Annotated in this window: 2 protein-coding genes; both read left to right on the top strand. The window is 64.0% G+C overall.

Annotated elements, in window-relative coordinates; translation table 11 throughout:
- A partial coding sequence (locus MFF55_RS26615) for a Crp/Fnr family transcriptional regulator (RefSeq protein ID WP_373874877.1) occupies positions 1-806 on the top strand: 806 nt, incomplete at its 5' end.
- Positions 803-1,045, top strand: coding sequence for a hypothetical protein (locus MFF55_RS26610; protein WP_238247250.1), 243 nt, complete (start codon positions 803-805; stop codon positions 1,043-1,045). The genes MFF55_RS26615 and MFF55_RS26610, both read left to right, overlap by 4 nt.
- The last annotated feature ends 310 nt before the right edge of the window (positions 1,046-1,355 follow it).

The following is a 1,355-nucleotide window of genomic DNA, read 5'->3' as shown; positions in this document are numbered from 1 at the left end:
CGGGTGCTGATGACTGGGAGAGCCGTGCGCTTCCGCCCGCAAGGCAAGGCGAAGCAGCAATGTCGTTGACGCTCGATCCCCACGCGATGGGCTGGCTCATCCGCAAGCTGGAGAGCATCACCCCCCTCTCCGATCTGGACCGTCGCGCCATCGAGAGCCTGTCGGTGTCGATCCGGCGCTTCGAGCCGCGTCAGGACATCGTGCGCGACCAGGATCGTCCCTCGCAGTGCTGCCTCGTCCTTCAGGGTTGGGTGCATCGCTACAAGCTGCTCGACGAAGGCAGGCGCCAGATCGTGTCGTTCCACGTCCCCGGCGACATGCCCGATCTGCAGAGCCTGCACCTGCGCGTCATGGACCACAGCGTCGCCACGCTCACGGCCTGCACGCTGGCCTTCATCCCGCACGAGCATGTCCGCGACCTGCTGCTGCGCTTCCCCTCCCTGAGCGAAGCGATGTGGCGCGACACCCTGATCGATGCCGCGATCTTCCGGGAATGGCTGACCGGCGTCGGCCGGCGCTCGTCCCACGCCCGGATCGCCCACCTCTTCTGCGAGATGTACGTAAAGCTGGAGGCGGTCGGCTTGGCCAAGGATCACCGCTGCAGCTGGCCGCTCACCCAGGGCGATCTCGCCGACGCGCTCGGGCTCTCCAACGTGCACGTCAACCGCGTCCTGCAGGATCTTCGCGGGCAAGGATTGATCACACTTCGGGGAGGCATGTTGACGTTCGAAGACTGGCCGGCTCTCAGTCGACTGGCGGAGTTCGATCCGACCTACTTGCACCTAGACAGGCGAGAAGCCGCATGAGCCTTCGTCTTCGGCCCGTCCGGGTGGCGATCGGGAGCAACGGCGCCGAGAGCCAGCTGGTGTTTGCCGACGACGCCCTCGTTGCGGTGCTGGTCCAGCTCTCGGAGGCGCATGAGGACGAGGCCGGGATGTGGTTCCTGGAGGCGGGCTTTGGCCGAGCGGAAGCGATCCCGCAACCGAGCTTCGCCACGCTCGACGAGGCGCAAAGCTGGATCGAGCGACGGCTCGGGAAAGCCTAAGGTGCGACACTGAAGGACCCCGCGAGCCGTGAGGCTGCGGGGCCAAGTCTTGGGAGGAAGTACTGCCGACGCTGATCGGGAGCAGAGCGCCAGCAGAGCCATGCCGAGATGAGCACCATCTGGACACAGTATCTATCGCACCCGCTTTGTGGGAGCGAACTAAAGTATGATTGCTTAGTGATCTTTATTTTATGTTTGTGATCATGAGTTAGGATGATCAGCGTCTCTCGCGGAAACTAGACTGTAGTCAGCCCGTATCTCATACGATGCCGGAACCACCGCGTGGCCGCCTCCAGCGTGTCGAAGGGCG

Source organism: Methylobacterium iners, from assembly GCF_022179305.1.
GTDB lineage: Bacteria > Pseudomonadota > Alphaproteobacteria > Rhizobiales > Beijerinckiaceae > Methylobacterium > Methylobacterium iners.
Note: the sequence above shows the minus strand (reverse complement) of the source record. Positions and strands in the feature narration are given on the sequence as shown.

What these genes read in the sequence shown, in the direction of transcription:
- MFF55_RS26610 (WP_238247250.1), top strand. Translation starts at nt 803, where the DNA reads ATGAGCCTTCGTCTTCGGCCCGTCCGGGTGGCGATCGGGAGCAACGGC.